The sequence below is a fragment of the Diaphorobacter nitroreducens genome (assembly GCF_002214645.1).
GTDB lineage: Bacteria > Pseudomonadota > Gammaproteobacteria > Burkholderiales > Burkholderiaceae_C > Diaphorobacter > Diaphorobacter nitroreducens.
Genome location: NZ_CP016278.1, coordinates 1,787,225 through 1,804,130 on the forward strand (window position 1 = coordinate 1,787,225; position 16,906 = coordinate 1,804,130).

Consider the following 16,906-nt stretch of genomic DNA (forward strand, 5'->3'; position numbering starts at 1 on the left):
GGGACGAACAGCCATGCAAGTGAACCTGATCTACGCACGCGCCGCCAACGGCGTGATCGGCAAGGACGGCACCATGCCCTGGCACCTGCCCGAAGACCTGGCGCATTTCAAGGCGCTCACCCAGGGCCACCCGGTGATCATGGGCCGCAAGACCTGGGACTCGCTGCCCCCGCGCTTTCGGCCGCTGCCGGGCCGCGCCAACATCGTCGTGACGCGCCAGGCCGACTGGCAGGAAAGCGGCGCCCAGCGCGCATCCAGCCTGCCTGAGGCACTCGCCTTGGCCCAGCAGTCCGGCAGCACCACGGCATGGGTCATCGGCGGCGCGCAGATCTACGCCCAGGCCCTGCCCCTGGCCACGCGCGTCGAGGTGACCGAGATCGCGCAGGACTACGAGGGCGATGCCTACGCCCCGGCTCTGGGACCGGAATGGGTGGAAACGGCCCGTAGCAGCCATGTGGGCGCGGGCGGCCTGCCCTACGCCTTCGTGACCTTCGAGCGCCGCGGCTGACGCCCGCGCACTTCTCACTCTATTTTTGATAGCTGCTTGCGCTTGCTGTAAAAGCGTTGGAGGCCAAAAACATGCAAATCGCCACCTGCAATGCCTACTGCAACATCAACACGTGTCAAGACGTTCCACTCCACACGTAGATAAGGCATTGTCACCAAATAGTTTTCTCCCACTTCATGCCCTACCGTGCCAGAGCATATCGGGCTTGATTTGTAGCTGGCTTCGTAGCTAGAATTTGTAGCCAGAGACGTAGCTAAGAAGTTGATGTTGCGCCTCCGTTCGAAGTGGACAAGCTGTCGTAGACATAACCTCTGTCAATCGTCACCAGGGGTTCTGTATGGAGGACTTCAAGGTGGCAAAGAGGGGCAAGAACCTACTGACACCCGTGCAAATCCAGCACTGGATTCGCGCGCGCCAACCCGTCGCCCGAACTGACGGCGACGGGCTCACCTTCACGCTTTCGGCCGCTGGCACCGCCACCTGGGTTCTTCGATATCAGTACGGCGGGCGCGCCCGCGAACTCACGCTCGGCAACTATCCCGACATCAGTCTTCCAGCTGCGCGTCAGTTGGCGCGAGAGAAACGCGTCGAGATCGACAAGGGGGGAGACCCCGCGATCACGAAAAAGCAGGATAAGGTCCGCGTTCGGACCACCTGGAGTGTTCGCGAGTTGGCCGAGGACTACCGCGAGAAGATCGTTGCGGCACTGGCAGAGAGCACGCAGGAAGCCCGTAACGCGGACCTCGACCAAGTCATCATCCCGAAGCTTGGCGCGATGCTCGTCACCGGCGTGACGTCAGCAGACATCGTGGGCATGATCGCCGACTCGGGGCGCACCTGGACGATGTGCAAGCGCCTCCGCTCGACCTGCAACCGGCTGTTCGCGCATGCGCTTGGCAAGCGGTTGATCCATGTTAACCCGACCATCGGGATTGATCTGGTATCGGTCATTGGCCCTCGCCCGCCCGTGCGCCGCAGACTGATGCTGTCCGAAACCGAGTTGCGAACCCTGCTGCCCGACATCGAATCGATCGGTGCCGAGAACGCCCTGGCCTTCAGAATCATGCTCGCAACTTGCGTGCGGACCATCGAGCTCGTCAAGGCACAGTGGATCAACGTAGACTTGGACAAGGGCATCTGGATTGTCACCGAAGACACCGTGAAGACTCGGCGCGGGTACGTGGTGCCCCTCTGTCCGACGGTGGTCTCGTGGTTCCGGGAGTTGAAGAAGTGCGCTGGAGACTCGCGCTGGGTTCTGCCCGCTCGCCGGGGTCACCGGCGAGCCAGGCTCGGTGGCGACACGCACGTTGGCAACAGCACTCTCTGGGCGGCCTTGACCCGCAGGTTCGAGAGAGGCGGCCTGGACATCCGGAAGTTCACTCCGCACGACACCCGGAGCACCGCGAAATCACACATGAAAGCGATGGGAGTTACCAACGAGGTCTCAGAACGAGCGTTGAACCATATCTTGAAAGGCATGGAGGAAATCTACGACCAGTACGACTATCTCCCAGAACGGCATGCTGCGCTCGAACTATGGGCCGCATTTCTTGTGGCCTGCGAACAGGGTATGCCCTGGACGGTTGTTCCTCTTCGTCGTGTCGCTTGATCGAAGCACAAACGCTGCCCAAGACCGCAAGCCCACCTGATTCCCGCCGACCTCCATGACACCGCCAGCATGATCAACCACTACCGCTCCCCCTATCCCAACTACATCCATCAGCTTTTCATCACACCATCCAAGCATCTCTACGCGCTGAAGGATCGGCGGCTGAAGTGGCAAGACAAAGCGATGGAGGTGAAGCTCGACAAGATTGAGGAGGCGGACAAGGAACACGCTGTCCACTACATCGTGGCCGACCACACATCTGCAGCGTTTTATGCCGAATTGCGAACCAGCAAGACGCTGATGACCCCCTCTGAGTTTCTGACTCGGGCTTGGAGGGAGAAACCCGATTTTTTCTTCCACGGCATACCCGAGTACATGATCGTGCCAACCGCCGTGTCGAACAAGTACCCGGAGATCGTTGGCTGGCTGGAACAGTTGGACGTCGGCCTCGTTCCGCCGTCCAGCGGCTTCCAAGCGGGCATTCACCAAGTCAGGAACTGGGAAAAGGACGTGGCGAACAGCATCAGCTTCCACAGCTACTTTGAGAAAACGCCGTGCACGCTGGACAACATCTCCGTCAATATCGCCAAAGCGCTAAAAATGGCCAATGACAGCGAGATCAACCGGCCAGGCATTCGCATGACGCGCAAGCAGTTGTGGGCGATGCCGGTTGAAGGTCGGCCCGCCATTCGGGTCTTGGCTTGATGGCTTTACAGCATGAGGGCCCGGTCGACCATGCGGCAGAGACGCACGGGGGCCCCTGATCACGCCGAATGATCATCATTGGACACTGCACGGCACTTCCAGCACAGCAGCATTGGCGCGCTTGGCGAGCCCCCCCCCGGCCAGAGCCCACAATGTCAGCACATCGTCAAAGGCCCGAACATGCCGCGGGCACTGGGCGAGCCATTCGACAAGATCCTTCGCCGTTGCGTTGGAAGGGGCGTCATGCATCGCCATGAAAAGACGCCACGCGGCATCGAACTCCGGATCGAAAGACTTGCGAGCAATGTCTGGCATGTCTGTGTCCAATCTTGTAATCGTCATCCGTTCTTGACGTACTCCCCACTCACCATGACGATTCAGGGTGCCCGGTGTTTAACGTACGATTACCTTTTGAGCGAATTTCCGTGCATTTTTTCTCGAACTCACATTGACGGCACAGGTTTGGCGAGCAGGTGCGCTGAGGCCGGATGAGCCCTTTCAGGATCGCTTCCCGGCGATTGATCAGGGCATCGACCTCTGCAGCACTCAGCAGATCAACCCTGTGGAAGGTACGGTGACCGTCCTCGGTTTGCACGACCACGTACCCGTGCCGCGCAACCTGCTCTCCTGTCTGCCGCATGATGGCGACCCGCTGCGCCGACAGCTCGATCACGTCCGAATGGTAGGGGTGATTGGAACGGCGGGTTTTCAGTTCAACCAGGACGAGCGCCCTGCCCTCGACGCGGTAGGCCCGGTCAACCTTAGCTGTCAGAGCAACCGAACCGGGATCGCGAAACAACTTCTCGGCGTAGGCAAGCGTAGCGCACTGGAGCTCCATGGGCACCCCTGCCTTCGATCCCCGACGCCTCCGTAGCAGCAGCCAACCCAAGAAGGCCGCCAGGGCCAGAGCAAATTCAATCACCGCTCCGCCCTCCCCGGCTTGCGAGCACCTTTGCTGCCATCCACACCACCGACCTGAGCAGCGCCCGCGTGAACCGCACCAGACGCGGGTGCCCCTCAAGCAATCGACACGCACCAGGCGCCGTTCGGTAGTAGAAGAAGATGACCGCACGGCCGATGGGCGTGGAGCGCAGCACCCGATCTCGGAACGACCTGAGTACAGCCACCTCTACCCCTTCCCCGAAGACAGAGGTGGCAATGAAGCAACGCTCCCTGCGTTCCGCCTGTCCCTCCAGAAAGAAGCGACGATGCTCGCGGCCACCTCGCACCATGTCTGCACGCTGCTGCGCGGAGCGGTGCTGGCCGTAGCTGTGCTCGAACAGCACCAATTGTTCACAGACGCCCATCTGGGCGAGTTCTGACGCACTGACGCTGGAACGTCCGCCGCGATCTACCCGGGAGCGCCCGCGAGTCACCGCGCTGCCTCTTGGCGATAGAGACCAGCGCGCCAGCGGCAGTACTCGCGGTCGATCAGGTAATCGACCAGTTCGGCTGCCCGATGGCGCCGCGTTTGCGGCAGCTTGGCGACGACCAGCCAGAACAGCAGCGCGAACGCCAGCGTGGCGGGCACGGCGCCCCACCCGAGCGCGACCGCAAACGAGCCTGCCGTTGCCGCGATGATGAGGACATCCGATTCGGCCGGCCAGCGACGTTCTTGCCGACGCAGATAGTTCGTGCCCTCGCCCGTGGTGTGATCCATGAGGGCCAGCGCAAGGCCAGGACGCTCACGCTCGACCACAACACTGACTTCGTCGCCAAGCCTGACCGGGTTTTCTATCCGCCTAATGGAAAGATCGGCGATTCGCCCATCGGCCAACCTCACTCGAATGCGATGAGCCTCCTGGACAGTGGCATCCCTCATGACGTCATCCACCCAACCGTGGATGAAGATGTAGCTCGCTTCGGTCATTGACCTTCTCCCGCCCAGGTTTAGTTCTCAAGGGGTTCACCAAAGACGTCTGCCGCCGCTGGCATCTCGAAGACAGCTCCGGACGGCCCGCCTGCAGCAGCACTCACGATGGGCTGCACGGGCGCCGGCCGTGCGACTGCAACACCCGTCGCCGCGCTGAACTGCCCAAGCACCGCCTCGTGCGCCAGCAGGCGCAGGCGGTTGATGCGTTTGGTGCCCTTCTTGAAGCGGATCAGGTCGTCGTAGAGCCGCGGATCGTCTTCCCGATCCAGCTCGAACAGCATCCGGATCGTCTCCAGCTTGGGGGGCACGGCATCATCCATCACGCACCTCCTTGTGCGGTCGTGGCGGCAGCGCCGAAGAGCTTGGGCGCGTGGTTCATGCCGGCGATCTGGAATCCGCGAACGTTGGCATGCAAGGGATCCTTGACCTCGAGGATCTTGTGCTTCGGGAACGCCTCCTTCACCGCCTTCTTGAACAGGTACGCGCCACCGCCAACCAAAATGATGTTCTGGAAGCTGTAGCTCGCATCGATCCAGCGCATCATCGATGCCACGGCCTGCTGGGCGATCGAGTGCGCCATGGGCATGGCCCGAGAGATGTCGTAGGGCTTCTGGTAGATCACCGGGTTCTTGCCCGTGCGCAGCGCCAGGTCGATGGCTTCGATGTCGTTGTATGGCGTCCCGATGTCGTGGCTGATCTCGGCCGCAATCGCCTGCAGGATGTCGAAGACACCGCGGTTCACCGAATGGCTCTTCGCCTGCACCAGGCGCATGCCCCTGGCGACCAGCCAATCGAAGGTCCGGGAGCCTGGGTCAAGAATCAGACTCTGCTCCCGTTCGATGGAACCGCTTTTGCCGTGCTGGACGGCAAAGTCCACCAGGGCGCCTTGGGGCTGGGCAATGGCCAGGGCCTTGCGGACCACCACGGTCTTCCCGTTGCCGATGTCGTGGGTTCCCGTCACGGCCTTCTCGAGCGCGGCCTTCTTCGTGGCGAGCGCCGCCACCGGCAGCCCCACGACCAGCAAATCGATCGACGGTTGCTTCATCAGCGCGAGCGCGCCGCGCAGCAGGGCCATGTATTCCGGCGTCTCGGTATAGCGATCGTGCATCTGGGTTGCGCGAAAGGTGTCCGCCGCCAGTTCGACCTCGGGACCGACCTCGTAGAACAGGCCATTGATCGGGATCGCCACCGTTTTGCGCCGCTCGTAGCCTGGTTGTCCAGACGATTCCCGCATGCTTGGATAGGCGATCGATGGGAAGCTGGTGCAACGAATTTCGCTGCCGGACGCGCTGGTGACGTACTTGGTGTTTCCGAAGCCGACGTCGACGGCTCTGACGAGAAAGTCCATGGATGACTCCTATGTGGGTTTGAAAAGGGTCAGCATCGGTTCGGCGATGCGACCGTTCCACACAGAAATCGCGGGGGATAGCCTCGTTCTCGCAATCAGCTCGGACTGTGTTCCCAGCCAATACGAGTCGAGGCCGTGTACAGATCGAGTACTTTCGACCACGCCGCCCCACGTCTTCCGTGTCGGACTACGGTCTCACTGGATCAGGCGTCGTCAAGACCACACTTTCAGCGCCGAGGGCGTTCCAAAGGGCTCAAGGGCATTGAAACCCTCACGATAAAAACCAGAGGCAGGCCAAGGCAATGTCAACCCCAGGCGGCAGCTCGTTCAGGCGGGCTTTTGAAAAATAAGCGCCCCTCGCATTGCAATTTCAAGGGCCACCCGCAAACGCCGCTGTTCTGGCAGCAAGGGGGTGGTGCAGCGGTGCTGGCCATTGACCTGAGCGCGGCCTGGGTGTGAACTACAGTCTCCCGAGGCCTCCTGGCCTGCTCCATCACGGAGCGAAAGGCGTTGCGGTCGTGACCCGCCTCTTCAAGCCCCGACCTCCGAGTCGGGCTCGGCATGGCCCATTGAGCCCACGCCCGAAGCAGTTCAACCCGTAGAGCAACGCAAGGCACTGCTGGCAGTCGTCTGTCAGACGCTCCCCGAGAGCGAGCCCTGCGTTCGAGCAGTTCCACTGGCCGGCACTCGATGCCGCGCCACTGTTCCCGTCACCCTTTCGAGCACGCGCACTTCGCGCAGCACACGGCTGTGTTGGCCCCATGTTGGGCTCCCCGTGTGCCCCCGCTCGTGAACCTCGCACTGCCCCGGACTTTCGGTCAAGGGGCGGACCCATGCAGGTGGATGGCGCTACGTACTGAGGACTGATCCCCCATGGCGCGCAAGGCAAGACCTTCGCGCTGATGTTGCTCCCTGCCCTTGAGGCGGGACGGCATCCCAACGCTCGGCGAACGCAGAAATGCGGAAGCGAGACGGATCACCGTGTTCATTTTTAAGAACGACCGAGCTGGTCATCGCGCCCCACGCGATGCCGGCAAACCCTGGGTAGGCATGGCGCGCTCGTGACCGCACGCCTTGCTGAAACACCTGACCACGCATTGCCCGCGCATCGGAATCCGCGCCGGCGATGACCCGATGGATTCCACCCCATTCCCGCTGTGCGCCGCCGGGACGGCACACGGCACTGCTGTCGGAGATTTGCCATGTCCAGATTCAACACACAACACGCCCCCCGCCGTGTCCAGGGCTCCCTGGGCGCGTGGCGCGACACCCACCATCACCAGCCGCGCCGCGATCAGGAGCGTGCCACCCTGTCGCCGGAGCAAGCCCTCGAACGGCTGCGGCCCGGCCATGCCGATCCCATGCGCGTGCTTGACCTCCTGATCACGCTGTACAACGCCCAGCACACCGCACGGGAAAAGACCGTCTCCCACAAGACCCGTCAGGAGCGGGCCGATTTCCTGCGGCGCTTCTTCCGCGACCTGCACCGGAAGGCCGGCTTCAAGATGGTGCCCGATCCGCGCAACCTGGGTGATCGTCACATCCGGGCCATGGTCGCCGTGTGGCAGAAAGAGCAACTCGCGCCGGCCACGATCCAGACCTACCTGAGCTTCCTGCGCGGGCTGGCGCTGTGGCTGGGCAAGCCCGGCTTCATTCGCAAGCCGGATCACTACGGCCTGACGCCCGCCGAATACCAGCGCCACGAAAACGCGCAGCGCGACAAAAGCTGGACGGCGGCCGGCATCGACATCGACGCAGTGATCGAACAGGTATGCCTCTTCGACCGCTACATCGGCGCCTCCCTGAAGCTGATGCGGGCGTTTGGCCTGCGGCGCAAGGAATCGGTCATGTTTCGGCCGCACCGGTGCGTGGTGCCGTTCGAAGCCACCGGCTTGCCGTCCGAAGAGCGGCAGGCGGACAGCTACGTGCGGATCAAGGAGGGAGCGAAAGGGGGGCGACTGCGCTTCGTCCCGCTGGACTCAGCGGAGCGCATGGCGGCGCTGCGCTTCGCACAGGTGCTCGCCAAGGATGAAGACGCACACATGGGCGATCCCCACCACAGCCTTGACCGCAACCTGCGGCGCTTCGACTACGTGATGGGGCGCTTTCAGCTCACCAAGGAAGGACTGGGGGCCACGTCGCACGGCCTGCGCCATGAGGCACTGATCGACCACTACAGCGAGAAAGCGGGGGTTGCGCCCCCGGTGCGCGGCGGCGGAGACGTAGCCCCTGATGTGGATGCGGAGGCCAGACTGTCGGCGGCCCGTTTGGCCGGGCATAACCGCCCGCGCGCCTCCGGCGCTTATCTGGGCGGGTTGCTGGCGCGGCAGGCGCAGCGCAATGAGCCGCCGCCCAACACGGGGCCTAACCTGCCGGGTGATGAAGGGATGACCGAGGATCGCTGAACCGTAACAGCGCAGCCCTGCCGCAAAGAGAATGGGGGCATCGCTGCCCCCATTCCTGCATTCCGCAAGGATCACCCCGCCTTGTCGCCCATGCGCCGACGCAATCCTTCCCGGTAGAGGATGGCCCCGATGCGGCAAAGTAAGGCCGAATCATCGTCGGAGAGTTCGAGGCCGTCCATCCAGGTGGCCAGTTGAACGATGGCCTCGTCAATCGCTTCGGCGCTGCCGGTGATGTCCAGCACTTCGGCCTGCGCTTCGAACTGCTTGATGATGGGATGATCCCGGCTCATCGGGCCACCCGCTTGGATTCCGGTACTCCCGCGCCCATCGGAGACGGCCAGCAGATGGCGTTTTCGAACCAGTGATTCAGATGATCCATGCGCAATCCTTCAAGCGGAAATGAGGCGGTTCACGCCAGCATACGCCCGAACGGGTGACGAATGAAACGTCATGGATCGCTGCCCTCTGGCGGGATAGCCTCAAGCGGCGGTCTAGGCGAGCAGTTCCTCGGCGGTCTTGCCACCCGCCAGCGCCTCGACAAACCATTTGGGTTTGCGGCCATACCCCGACCATGCGTTGCCGGCTTCGTCCTTGTACTTGACGCGGCTCGGGGCACTCCCAGCGCCCTTGACCGACTTCGGCTTGGCCTTGGCGTCGGGCTTCTGCCCTTTCTTGCCGCCGCGAGACAAGCCGAGGTCGGCAGCGGTAAAGCCGTAGAAGGCAATGGCGTCCTTGATCTTGGCCGCCACTTCCGCTTTCTCGGATTCGCGGATGGCATCCGCTTCCTGTTTCAGCTTGGCGATTTCCTGGTCGATCTCTTGCAGGGTGCGTTTACGTGCCATGAGCGCCTTCTTTGCAGCAGGTCCATCCGATACCGGTCCGGCAAAGCCGCGTCCGGGGCTGCCCCAAGTCTATCGAAGGATCAAGCATCGCTGCGGCGAGCCCGGATTCAGACAGGCGACACCCAGAAGTCGCCCTCGGGAAGAATGGCGGACGCCGTGAACGGGGCTTCACCCGAATCCAATTCATCCTCGGTGACCGCGAAGCGCGACAACGCCGCGCATCGGGCCAGCGGCTCGTCCTGTTCGGACACCGTGCCGATCACCACGCTACGCCCGCCTCGGCAGACCCACACGTTCCAGTCCTTCATTCCAAAGCCTCCTCGCTTGCTGCATCGGCCTCGGCATCGGTGTGCCGGAAGCCGAAGCGCGCCCAAGTTCGAGGATCGACCTCAATGGGGCCAACGCGCTTGCTGTCGAGGTTGATGACCACCCCGTGCTGGCGCAGCCCGCCACGGGAAAACAACTCGTAAAGCAATTGCGCCGCAAAGCGCACGGCCACGTCGTTGACGAACAGCCCCTGAGAGGCCAGCGACATGCGTACGGAGCAGGACGGCTGGTTGTCCTCCACGACGGCCTCGTCGAGCAGTTCCGGGAAAAGCTCGGTGACGCAAGGCAGTCTCGGGACATCACCCGCCGTGCGCAGCACCGTGCGGTTGTCCGGCTGACCCAGCACCACTTGGGCGGTGGTTTCCGTGTTGCCCAGGTCGAGCCAGTACCGGCACGCGTCGTGATCGCGGAACAGGATCTGGTGCAGGTGGCGACGGGCCGAACGGCTGTCCACGCAACTGATCAGGATGTCGGCACCGCCGGAAATCCGCCGCCCCGCCATGTAGTCCTCGTAGTGCATCGGATAAGCGTCCCAATCGAGTCCGTAGAACTGGTTGAGCCGGTGCACCGTCACCAGCGCCTTGTGCTTGCCGAGGTCGGCAACGCTATACAACTGCCGTCCGACATTGGCCTCGCTCACCCGGTCGGCGTCGAAGGCTTCCACATACAGCCCGTATGGATGCCCGAGGGCGCGCGTCGCAATGTCCAGCCGAGCCAGGCATGCGGCCATTTGCGCACCGTTTCCCCCCACCCCGACCAGATGGCAACGCACCCGGTGCTCCAGCAGCCGAGGATCAATTCGATGTTCCATGCACAGCCTCCATGACGTGTTGCACTCAGTGTCCGGCGCCGGGAGGCGCTTTCAAGCGTGGGTCCAGCGGCGGATCACGCTGCGCATCCAGCGGTTCGGCCAGGGGGCTGGTTCCTCGCCGTCCATCCTGTCCGCGAGCGCATCCGGTCCCGGCCACGGGTGGCGCGGCAAGTCCTGGTAGAGGCCGTTGATCACCAGCCGGAAGCGCGCCATCGGCCTGGGCTGGTGGAGCAGACCAAACACGCCTGCTACCTTGATGCCCTGGTCGTCCCGGTCATCGTCGGCAGACCAGAACGCCGGCGCCCGCCCATGCGTGTGCAGGTCCACGGCCACGGTTTCGTCGTCGGCCATCGGTGGCCTGCGGTAGTCGATGCGCACGGGCGAGGTCCACTCTGCCTCACAGAATGCCAGTCGCAGCCGCCCGGTGCGGCGCGAGAAGATCAGCACGCCAGCGGCTTCGTCGGGCAGGCGCTCACGTCCGTAGGCCACGAACGCTTCGATCAGCGGGATCGGCAAGGGGCCGAAGCTGAAACGCAGGTGCTCGCGCACCTCGCCGTAGGGCAAGCGCATGGCCGGGGCCTCCAGACTCAGCGCGGTGATGCTGTCGAGCCAGTCCAGCCGGGTCTGGACGAACCAGCCATTGCTCGCCACGATGATGCGCTGGCCGTTGTCCATGTCGGGCAGCGGGCTGAAGCACGGCGCGGCCACCACCGGGCAGGACGCCAGCAAGGCTTGATCGCGCACGTCCATCATGCGGCCTCCTTGCGGTCTTTGCCGCCGAGCAGGCCGCCCAGCGTCGTCTTGACATCGACCAGTACGCGCTCCGGGAATCGGGTAAAACGTTGGTCGAGCATGTCGCGCCAGAAGGCATAGGCACCGCCCCGGTAGCGCAGCAGCTTGCCGGTCACGTTGGGATGCGTGAAGTAGGAGCGGAAAAAGGCATCGTTCCAGGCCTCGATCTTCTCCACCGTGGTGCCTTCGGGCACCGGCACGTTGCCTTGGCAGATGCCGCCCTGCCCATTGACGTTGAAGTAAGGGGCCTGATACAGCGGGGTCTGCGGCGTCGGACGGCGATTTCCCTTGACCGCCCACACGCCCCACGTCCGGCTGGATGCCGCGAAGACCAGCCCCGGCTGCGGCACCGTCTCTCCACGCTCGCCGCCACCGAAGGCTTCGGCGTGGTCGCCGTCCACCCGAAAGGCGATGTGGCGGCGCGTGGGCGGCACCCACCACAGGATCAGGTCGCCATGCACGTAGAGCACCGTCTCGGGCAGGAAGCCGCCGTGGGCCACCCGCTGGAGCAAGGCTGCGGCCAGTTCGCGCGCCGCCTGGGCGGTCATGGCGCGGCCCGCGCCGATCACCGGCGAGCCATCCACGGTCATCACCTCGTGAACGGTGGCCAGCGCGCCGCCATTGCGGCCGTGGTAAAGCAGCACCGCCTGATCGAGCGTGAGCACGTTCTCGGTCGGCGTGTGGATGGAAAACTCGGCTTCGTTCATCTTGGGATGACCTCCTGAGAACAGTGTCAGCCGCTCAGGGCGTGAATCAAGCGGTCGATCAGCGCGATGGCCTGAAAGCGCAGGTCCAGGCGGGCGAAGCAAGCAGCCAGTGCACCGGGATCATCCAGCGGGATCACCGCCTCGCCCATGCGGTCGCAGAACTCCGACTGATGCGCGAGGTTGAGCAGGTCGTCGTAGATGCGCGTCGTGATGTCGGCTTCGTCCCAGGACAGCACGGCCCCGAAGCCGATGTACTCGCCGTCGATGTCGGGACGAAAGCTGTCGTCCAACGGCAGCTTGGACAGCGCCAGCGCGTCGGCGACGATGGCGCGCATCGTCGGATTACTCAGGGTCTTGGCGGCACGGCGCAGATCGCAGGGCCGCTGGCAAGCATCGCCCTTGCGCCGACGCCGCCCCTTCTCCTGGCGCACCAGCCAGCGCCGCGCCCACTCGGGATAGGCGGCATCGAGCATCGCACGGGTGACCATCTCGTCGCGCATGGCCTCGCGGTCGGCTTCGTTGTCGTCCTCGCACATCATGTCCAGCGCGGCTTCCTCGTCCGACTCGCCCTGCCAGTACAGATAGGACGACACGTCGTCGGCAATGTCGGGGGTGAAGACGGGATAGACGTAGCGGCTCTGCTCGCGCAGCACCTGCAACACCGTCGCACCAAGGCCCGGCATCGCCGCATTCAGGGCTTCCAGTTGACGGCCCACCGGCCATTCGCTCTCGTGGTACTCGCACCAGTACAGGTCGAGGTAGGCATAGGCCCCGAGCTTTCCATCACGGCTGGCCGGCTGGTGCTGGTGCTCGTCGAGCACGTTGATCGCCACGCGGGGCTGCAGACAGTGGAGCGGTCCGATCAGCCGCTTGATCCAGGCGTCGATGGCCTGCTGGCAGGCCTTGAGCGGGTCGGCTTCGTTCTCCGGCAGCGCATCCTCATGCACGATGCCCGCCGCGATCAGGCAGCGGCACAGTCCCGCGGTCGCCGCCGCCTGCGAACGCGAGGCCACCGACAGCGGCACCACGGTGCTCAGTTGGGGAAGCGCCAGGACAGGCATCGCGGTGACACCCCGCCTGTCAGTGCCGGGAAGCAGGCTCGGGTTCATGCCACAGGCGCCAGCATGTCACTGGTCGCCGCCGAGCGGTGCGGACGCGCCTCATGGCGCGTTTGCGCCAAGGCGGCATGGGCAAACCGGCTCATCGCCGCCGAGCGGTCCTGCACGGTGCGGCGCGACAACGCGGCGGACAACCTGGACTGCGCACCGCTCGTCCCTGCCTCGTCGGCTTGAATCGTCGCCAACAAGGCGGCAAGGCGTGGGCCGGCCTCGCGGTCTTCGACCTCTGCCTCGGCAGACCCAATGCCTGCGCCCTTGGTGCCGACCGCCTTGCGGAAACTGAACTCCTGGATGCCGTCGCGCACCTCGCCGGGTTCGATTTCGGCGCTCACCAGTTCGGGGTACTGCGCGCTGTAGAGGTCGCGCACTTCGCGGGGTTCGAGCCCCGGCACGTCCGGCAGCAGGATGCCGTTGTAGCGGAAGGCCCGCCGGATTTCGAGAACTGCAATCGACATGGTGGTATCGCTCCTAGGTTCGGTGAGATGGCGGTCGCCTTCGACCGCCCTGAAATCCAGTCTCTCAACCAAAGGGGCGGATGCAAGCCCATGTCGTTGTGCTGCTGCGGCACTCAGCCGAAGAGGTCGTAAGACTCGGCACCCGCCGTGGGCGTTGCGGATGGCGCGGCGCTCGTGCAGGCGGTTTCTGCGTCTTCGTCTTCATCCTCAGCGGTCGCTGGCTGGGCAGGCGCGCTCGCGGCACTTGCCGACTTGCCAGCCGCACCCGCAGCGCCCCCCACAGCAGCACCGGGCCTGACGGCCTTGCTCGCCGCCTCGCTGGCCTTCTTCACCGAAGCGGCCTTCGCGGCCTCGATCACTTCCTTGGTGGCTTCCGCCTGCTGCGCGAGGCTTTGGCGAACCTCACGGTAGCCGGTCAAGGTGGCGATGAAGCCTTCGTCGAATTCCTGCGGGGTCGCCGTCAGGCTCAGGGGCTGCGTCAGCGCCGGCTCGCTCACGTCCTTGCGCGGCTTGGGAATCACGTTCACGGTCAGCCGGCCCGACTTCTCGTCGGCGCTCACCGTCAGGGTGAGCGTCGCAGTCAGGGCCAGCGCATAGAGTTCTTCAAACAGGGTCATGTCATGCTCCTTCAAGAAAGAAATGCCTTCGAAGACCATGCTACGAAGGCATTTCCGGGTTTCCAGTGGCTCTTTCCGGTGGCTTCCCGGCTCACGCGGCCAGCGCGGCTTCTTCGTCGGCGTCCTGTGCTGCCTCGGGCGGCCTGCCCGTCGCCCTCGCGCTCCCCCCATCGAGCGGTCCGGCTTCCGGCTGCGCTTCCTTGCGCGGATAGCGCATGGCGGACGGCACCGAGCCGTCGTAGGCAAAGCCCGGCACGGTGAGCAGCGCCTTGATGAAGTCGGCCTTCTTCTTGGCTCGGGCGAGCTTGTAGAGGCTGGCGCCCATCTTGGTTTTGAGCCCCACTTCACCGGCCAGTGCATCCAGTTCGCTCATCGTGAACAGGTCAAGGAAGGCCGCATCCCACTTGAAGTGCTTGCCCTCATCGACCTGGAGGTAGTTCAGAAGCGCCTCCAGGTCATGCGTGGTCACGCCGAACGCCGCCGCAGCCGTCACCGCCAGCGTCAACCGCTCCAGGTGCTGCGCGTCGATGGCATCCACTTCGTCCAAAAGGCCGCGAAAGCCTGCGCCCCTGATCGCTTCCGCCCCGGCGATCTTGCTCGCCGCCTGTCCGTATTCACTGCTGCGCACGTCGCTGGTCCGGCCCGATCCTGCCAGTGCGACCATCACGCGCCGGTTGCGCTCGGGCTGCACCATGAGTTCCTTCGCGGCCCACTTCCGCCACTGCATGAGGCGATGGTCGATGACCCGCTGGGGCGTCTTGTTGCTCGGGACGGTGGCCGGTTTGGCGGTTGGCTTCGACGCGGGCTGGCGCTTTCCGCCTTGGCCGCTGGCCTTGTCCGAGTAGGCCTCTTGCTTGGCGCTCTCACGCTGCGCCTTCATCCATGCCGCCACCTTGTGGCTGTTGCACTCGGCGTCGAAGCACAGCGAGGCCGTCACTTCACCTTGCGTGCCGGGCGTGGCCGAAACCGCGCAGCCGAACGAGGCGCACCCCTTGCAAGCGCCGTACTGCACCGGCCCGACACCGAGCGCGCCGTCTTCGGCCACCGGCAACGGTGAAAACCCGTCCGTAGCCCTGACGATGCGGACAACGGGGTACTGCTCTCCCAGGCTGGCAGCCTTCGCCTCGACGGCCTGCATCGTCAGTTCGTCGTAGTGGGTCGGGTGCTGGCAGAAGCCGTCTCCCAGGCTGGCATCGAACAGCCCGGACTGGCGGGAAGAGTTGTGCGGGCAGGCCGCACACTGCGCGGTGTCGAAGATGGCATCGGCCAAGCGGCGGGCAAAGCGACCCAACTGCTCCTTCAAGACGCCCACCGGCACCTTGTGCGCGATCACGCCGGTCAGCACGCTGTCCTGCTTCTGCGGTGGCACACCAGCCAGCAGTTCGGCGTGTCCAAGCTGAATCTGGCGTTGCGTCAGCGCCTTCAACACGGCGGGCGTGCAGGTCAGCAACGCCAGCCGGCGCTCCAGCACGTCCGGCTTCCAGCCCAGGCTCGCGGCGGCTTCCGCCTTGTCGCCCTTGTAGCGCATCAACTGACGGCGGGCCGCTTGCGCTTCCTCGGCATGCGACATGGCGGCACGGTGATGGTTTTCGATGGTGGCGAATGCCTCTGCCTGTTCGTCGCTCAAGGCCTCGATGACGACGGGCATGCCGTAGTCGTCGCCAAAGACGGTCTTGGCTGCACGCCAGCGACGTTCACCGGCCACGATTTCATACAGGTCAGCGTTGGGAATCGGGCGAACGATGATGGGCTGGATAACCCGCCCGGCAGCGCGCAGGCCGTCTTCCAGTTCGGCCATTTCGGCGGGATCGAAGTATTCGCGGGGGTTCTTGCCCTGCACGATGCGGTGCAGCGGTAAGGTGGGGTGGTTCGGTATGTCCATGAGAGCCTCCTGACGGGATGCCTTCATGCTCTCGCGGGGCGGCTCGCTTTCAAGGGCAGGCGCGCCTCAGTGGGGCACCTGCCCTGCTCCTTGGACTGCCACAATCAACTCGTCCACCGCCTGCTGCGCACGGCGCAGGCAAAGTGCGAGCGATCCTTCTTCATGGTGCATGGCGTTGAGTTCAGCCTGCTTGCCGCGCTCGATCCGATTCCATGCACCTTCAGTCCTGCGCAACAGGTGCGCGACATCATGCAAGGCATCTCGATCTTCCGCCGTGATCCGGTCAAGCAGTTGCTGTTCGAGCATCATGGTCAGGCCTTCGTTGAATGCGCGCAGCCCGTCATGCGTTGCAGGCGCGCCGCCAGTTGTCGATGGTGGTCAGGAAATCGGGTGAGGTTCGGGTCGGCCATCGCCTGCTTCCACCAGATGCTGGCGTAGTCCTGAACCACGGCGTTGTAGCCGCAGTCCGGCCCGTCCTCGTCGAACTCTGCACACAGGCGCCGGATGGCCTCGCAGTGGCTGAGCCGGCGCAGCGACACCAGCGCGCCCGGCGTCCAGATCACCCACACGTTGCCACCGAAGGCGCGAACCGCATCCATGCCGGAGCGCTCGAAGAACTCGTCCCAGGCATCCTTGCCGTTGCCCGTGCCATCGAAGCGATCCGTCCAGCGCGCCGTCGGCGCAAGCCGGGCCTCCAGCACGCAACCGCCCGTTTCGTACATGCCGTACTCGTAGGCCACCGTCAGCGATTCACTCAGGCAAATGCCGGTGCCCGTGTAGTTGCGTGAGTGAGAACGCCGGAAGCCGGCGCGCAGGATGCGGCGCGCGGAAGCATCGCGGGTGCCGTGGTAGAGCGGCGGAATCTGTGGTGTGGTCTCGGTATCCATGTGTGCCAGCGTCTCACCCC

Annotated in this window: 22 protein-coding genes; 4 read left to right on the top strand and 18 right to left on the bottom strand. The window is 64.3% G+C overall.

The window, feature by feature from the left end; genetic code table 11:
* Positions 1-13 precede the first annotated feature (13 nt).
* The 3 genes from BA022_RS08445 (at position 14) to BA022_RS08455 (ending at position 2,822) form a co-directional block, all read left to right on the top strand.
* Positions 14-508 carry a dihydrofolate reductase gene (locus BA022_RS08445; RefSeq protein WP_088887182.1) on the top strand — a complete coding sequence of 165 codons (495 nt, stop codon included), beginning with the start codon at positions 14-16 and terminating at the stop codon, positions 506-508.
* Positions 509-845: 337 nt separating this feature from the next.
* The gene (locus BA022_RS08450) at positions 846-2,117 is read left to right on the top strand and encodes a tyrosine-type recombinase/integrase (RefSeq protein WP_228403755.1); all 1,272 of its coding nucleotides are present in this window, start codon (positions 846-848) and stop codon (positions 2,115-2,117) included.
* A gap of 69 nt (positions 2,118-2,186) precedes the next feature.
* Positions 2,187-2,822: a hypothetical protein gene (locus tag BA022_RS08455; RefSeq protein ID WP_088887184.1), complete on the top strand. Its 636-nt coding sequence runs from the start codon at positions 2,187-2,189 to the stop codon at positions 2,820-2,822.
* Between the two features lie 75 nt (positions 2,823-2,897).
* On the opposite strand, the gene BA022_RS08460 is transcribed toward BA022_RS08455, so the two are convergent.
* From BA022_RS08460 to BA022_RS08485, 6 genes are all read right to left on the bottom strand, one after another.
* On the bottom strand, positions 2,898-3,137 hold the full coding sequence (locus BA022_RS08460) for a hypothetical protein (RefSeq protein ID WP_088888561.1): 240 nt from the start codon (positions 3,135-3,137) through the stop codon (positions 2,898-2,900).
* Between the two features lie 49 nt (positions 3,138-3,186).
* Entirely contained in the window at positions 3,187-3,744 is a 558-nt protein-coding gene (locus BA022_RS08465; protein WP_088887185.1) for a PD-(D/E)XK nuclease family protein, read from the bottom strand.
* Entirely contained in the window at positions 3,737-4,054 is a 318-nt protein-coding gene (locus BA022_RS19645) for a CFI-box-CTERM domain-containing protein (protein ID WP_418236216.1), read from the bottom strand. Before BA022_RS19645 ends, BA022_RS08465 begins: the two co-directional genes overlap by 8 nt.
* A gap of 140 nt (positions 4,055-4,194) precedes the next feature.
* A complete protein-coding gene (locus BA022_RS08475; RefSeq protein ID WP_088887187.1) occupies positions 4,195-4,692 on the bottom strand; it encodes a hypothetical protein in 498 nt (165 codons plus the stop codon).
* A gap of 20 nt (positions 4,693-4,712) precedes the next feature.
* Positions 4,713-5,015: a hypothetical protein gene (locus BA022_RS08480; RefSeq protein WP_088887188.1), complete on the bottom strand. Its 303-nt coding sequence runs from the start codon at positions 5,013-5,015 to the stop codon at positions 4,713-4,715.
* On the bottom strand, positions 5,015-6,043 hold the full coding sequence (locus BA022_RS08485) for a PRTRC system protein D (protein ID WP_088887189.1): 1,029 nt from the start codon (positions 6,041-6,043) through the stop codon (positions 5,015-5,017). The genes BA022_RS08480 and BA022_RS08485 overlap by 1 nt, the downstream gene beginning before the upstream one ends.
* A 1,202-nt stretch (positions 6,044-7,245) precedes the next feature.
* Here BA022_RS08485 and BA022_RS08490 point away from each other — a divergent pair.
* Complete coding sequence (locus BA022_RS08490) at positions 7,246-8,448, top strand: integrase domain-containing protein (protein WP_088887190.1); 1,203 nt, start codon at positions 7,246-7,248, stop codon at positions 8,446-8,448.
* Positions 8,449-8,519: 71 nt separating this feature from the next.
* Here BA022_RS08490 and BA022_RS08495 read toward each other — a convergent pair whose 3' ends face one another.
* From BA022_RS08495 to BA022_RS08550, 12 genes are all read right to left on the bottom strand, one after another.
* On the bottom strand, positions 8,520-8,738 hold the full coding sequence (locus BA022_RS08495; RefSeq protein WP_088887191.1) for a hypothetical protein: 219 nt from the start codon (positions 8,736-8,738) through the stop codon (positions 8,520-8,522).
* A 201-nt stretch (positions 8,739-8,939) separates the two neighbouring features.
* Positions 8,940-9,290 (bottom strand): H-NS histone family protein, encoded by a 351-nt coding sequence (locus BA022_RS08500; RefSeq protein WP_088887192.1) that lies wholly within the window; start codon positions 9,288-9,290, stop codon positions 8,940-8,942.
* Positions 9,291-9,397: 107 nt separating this feature from the next.
* Complete coding sequence (locus tag BA022_RS08505) at positions 9,398-9,598, bottom strand: hypothetical protein (RefSeq protein WP_088887193.1); 201 nt, start codon at positions 9,596-9,598, stop codon at positions 9,398-9,400.
* On the bottom strand, positions 9,595-10,428 hold the full coding sequence (locus tag BA022_RS08510; protein WP_088887194.1) for a PRTRC system ThiF family protein: 834 nt from the start codon (positions 10,426-10,428) through the stop codon (positions 9,595-9,597). The genes BA022_RS08505 and BA022_RS08510 overlap by 4 nt, the downstream gene beginning before the upstream one ends.
* Before the next feature lie 51 nt (positions 10,429-10,479).
* Positions 10,480-11,181 carry a PRTRC system protein A gene (locus BA022_RS08515; protein WP_472323105.1) on the bottom strand — a complete coding sequence of 234 codons (702 nt, stop codon included), beginning with the start codon at positions 11,179-11,181 and terminating at the stop codon, positions 10,480-10,482.
* Positions 11,178-11,927: a PRTRC system protein B gene (locus BA022_RS08520; protein WP_088887196.1), complete on the bottom strand. Its 750-nt coding sequence runs from the start codon at positions 11,925-11,927 to the stop codon at positions 11,178-11,180. Before BA022_RS08520 ends, BA022_RS08515 begins: the two co-directional genes overlap by 4 nt.
* A 26-nt stretch (positions 11,928-11,953) precedes the next feature.
* On the bottom strand, positions 11,954-12,988 hold the full coding sequence (locus BA022_RS08525) for a PRTRC system protein F (protein ID WP_088887197.1): 1,035 nt from the start codon (positions 12,986-12,988) through the stop codon (positions 11,954-11,956).
* Positions 12,989-13,032: 44 nt separating this feature from the next.
* Positions 13,033-13,500, bottom strand: coding sequence for a PRTRC system protein C (locus tag BA022_RS08530; RefSeq protein ID WP_088887198.1), 468 nt, complete (start codon positions 13,498-13,500; stop codon positions 13,033-13,035).
* A gap of 113 nt (positions 13,501-13,613) precedes the next feature.
* A complete protein-coding gene (locus tag BA022_RS08535; protein ID WP_088888562.1) occupies positions 13,614-14,117 on the bottom strand; it encodes a PRTRC system protein E in 504 nt (167 codons plus the stop codon).
* A gap of 91 nt (positions 14,118-14,208) precedes the next feature.
* Positions 14,209-15,999: a PRTRC system ParB family protein gene (locus tag BA022_RS08540; protein WP_088887199.1), complete on the bottom strand. Its 1,791-nt coding sequence runs from the start codon at positions 15,997-15,999 to the stop codon at positions 14,209-14,211.
* A gap of 66 nt (positions 16,000-16,065) precedes the next feature.
* The gene (locus BA022_RS08545) at positions 16,066-16,308 is read right to left on the bottom strand and encodes a hypothetical protein (protein ID WP_088887200.1); all 243 of its coding nucleotides are present in this window, start codon (positions 16,306-16,308) and stop codon (positions 16,066-16,068) included.
* A gap of 2 nt (positions 16,309-16,310) precedes the next feature.
* The gene (locus BA022_RS08550) at positions 16,311-16,886 is read right to left on the bottom strand and encodes a hypothetical protein (RefSeq protein WP_088887201.1); all 576 of its coding nucleotides are present in this window, start codon (positions 16,884-16,886) and stop codon (positions 16,311-16,313) included.
* Between the last annotated feature and the right edge of the window lie 20 nt (positions 16,887-16,906).